The organism is Blautia sp. ZXY-1-B12, from assembly GCF_056339915.1.
This window is the reverse complement of sequence record NZ_JBWJVP010000199.1, coordinates 1-2852: the sequence shown is the minus strand read 5'-3', so window position 1 is coordinate 2852 and position 2852 is coordinate 1. Positions and strand designations below refer to the sequence as shown.

2 protein-coding genes are annotated in these 2852 nt (G+C 39.6%); both read left to right on the top strand.

Going from position 1 to position 2852, the window contains the following annotated elements; all coding sequences use genetic code 11:
* The first annotated feature begins 79 nt into the window (after nucleotides 1-79).
* Entirely contained in the window at nucleotides 80-1549 is a 1470-nt protein-coding gene (gene pelG / locus AC075L_RS12200) for an exopolysaccharide Pel transporter PelG (RefSeq protein WP_118569889.1), read from the top strand.
* Nucleotides 1536-2852 (top strand): CotH kinase family protein (locus AC075L_RS12195; RefSeq protein ID WP_476387733.1); only part of this gene is annotated, 1317 nt, incomplete at its 3' end. The genes pelG and AC075L_RS12195, both read left to right, overlap by 14 nt.

Genomic DNA, 2852 nt, shown 5'->3' with positions numbered 1-2852 from the left:
GCAAGAACTAAGGCATATTACAGGCATGAGCGCATGATCAGTGAATACAGAAAACTTTACAGGGAGGTGGAGGAAGCATATGGCAGGGATTGGATTTGAACTCAAAAAACTGTTCAGCAGAAGAGGGCTGTTTGCTTCTTTCCGCGCCTATGGATATGCAGGGATTATCTGTACCGGTCCCATGTTGCTTGGTATCGTACTTCTGCTGGGGGTTATGTTTTTGTGTGACAGGACAGGCGCTCCGAAACAGAGCAGAGAATTACTGGTCTGCATGATCACATATACACTTCTTGCATCATTGACGGTAACCAGTTTCTTGTCAATGGTAGTAACAAGATTTATTGCAGATATGCTTTATGAAGAAAAAAATGAGGCAGTTCTGTCATCTTTCTGGGGTTCGACAGGCTTAATGCTCATTGCAGGAGGAATTTTATATGGGATTTTTCTGATATTTTCCGGAGTTGGGCTTATAGATAAGTTTTTATGTTTTGAGTTGTTTGGAGAACTGATCGTTACATGGAATGCGATGAGTTATCTTACTGCAATTAAAGATTACAGAGGAATTATGTTATCCTTTCTTGCTGCGATCGCTGTTACTTTTCTTTCGGGAGCTTTATTGTTGTTTCTGGGAATTTCCCATGTGGAAGCATTGATGGCTGCGGTATGCATTGGATATGGGATCATGCTTTTATGGGATGTTGTTTTACTGTATGAGTATTTTCCACAAAGTGATATCAGTGCATTCTTATTTTTAAGGTGGGCAGATGAGTTTCTGCCGCTGGCATTTACAGGACTCTGCATTAATATCGGGCTGTTTGCCCACCTTGTGATCATGTGGGCCGGACCGCTGGGGAAACAGGTAAAAGGGCTTTTTTATGGGGCACCGTCACATGACGTACCGGCATTGATCGCATTTCTGACAATTCTGATCACCACTGTAAATTTTGTGGTTTCTGTAGAAGTTAATTTTTATCCGAAATACAGGAATTATTACAGTTTATTCAATGATGGGGGAACCATTAAGGATATTATGCAGGCCGGTACAGAAATGCTGGATGTACTGAACAGAGAATTGAAATATACCGCTTTGAAGCAGTTACTGACTACTGCGCTGGCGATTTCAATGGGTGAGAGTCTTTTGAAGTACCTTCCTTTGGGATTTAATGATCTGATGTATGGATATTTCCGGACACTTTGTGTTGGTTACGGCATTTATGCAGTTGCAAATACGATGCTTCTGCTTCTTTTATATTTTACAGATTACAGGGGAGCATTGGCTGCTTCTGTAATTTTTGCCGTGGGAACTTCTGTGTTTACTGTGATTTCACTGTTTTGTCCGCAGGTATATTATGGCTTTGGGTTTCTTGCAGGATGTGTACTGTTTTATTTTATAGTTATGATCCGTCTGGAACGTTATACCAGACGTCTGCCATATTATATTCTCAGCATACAGCCGGTGGTAGCAGAAGACAAATCGGGGGTATTTACCAGAATCGGATATTTTATGGATGAGAAACTGGAAAGGAGAACGAGCGTTGACAGGAATTAAAAAAATAAATCTGATAAGTGCAGTATTAGTCAGTCTTTCTCTCTGTGGAGGCTGCACTCTGGAAAAAGCGGGAAACTCTTCACAGGATCAGACAGTACAGGAAGATAACAAAACAGAACAGGTAAAGGCGGAAAAAGCGGAGAAAGAAGAAATCAATGAGATTCATTTAAGAGATAAGGATTCTTTGTATGAAAATGATGATGATACCAGTGTTGTTACCATGTATCTTACTGTATCTAAGGGAAATTCATCGGAAAATACATATCATACATGGAAGGAAATCAACAGCTATTCTGTTTATGATTACGAAGATATGGGAGTGGAGAGATATCAGGTGGCAGGACTTTTGCAGGTGGGAGATGAGAATGGACCGACAGAAGGGGAAGTCGGATATGGAGAACGCGTGCCTAATGCAACTGTTCAGATCAGGGGCCAGACATCCAGCCAGAATGCACAAAAAAATTATAAAATTGAGTTAAAAAAGAATAAAGGAACGTGGAGAGGCCAGAGAACCATTAACCTGAATAAACATATGACAGAAGGAATGCGCTTTCGAAATAAGCTGGCATATGATCTGATCAGGGGAATTCCTCAGATGGTTGGTTTACGTACACAGTTTGTGCATTTGTATGTAAAGGATAATACAGAAGAATCAGGTGGAAAATTTGAGGATTATGGAATTTATACACAGGTTGAACAACTGAATAAGACGGCATTAAAGAGTCATGGACTGGATTCAAACGGACAATTGTATAAGATTAATTCTTTTGAATTTTATCGCTACGAGGATATTATAAAAAAAGAAGATGATGCAGGATATGATAAGACAGCCTTTGAAAAAATGCTGGAAATAAAAGGGGATTCAGATCATACCAAATTGATCGATATGCTGACAGATCTGAATGATTATTCTATAGGGATTGAAGATGTACTGAAAGAACATTTTGATGAAGAAAATATTGTTTACTGGATGGCATTTCAGATTCTGATGGGAAACGTAGACACACAGAACAGAAATGTTTATTTATACAGTCCTCTGAATTCAGATATCTGGTACTTTATTGCCTGGGATAACGATGGCTGTCTGATGAGACCGGAATATGAATTAAGGAATTTTTCGGATCAGAACAGCTGGGAAAAGGGAATCAGCAATTACTGGGGAAATATTCTGTTTCAAAGGTGTCTGAAGTCACGGTCTTTCCGGGAAAAATTAAATGATGCCATTCTGGATCTGAGGGAATATCTGAACAAAGATATGCTCACATCAAAGATAGAGAGCTATAAGAATGTACTGAAGCCCTAT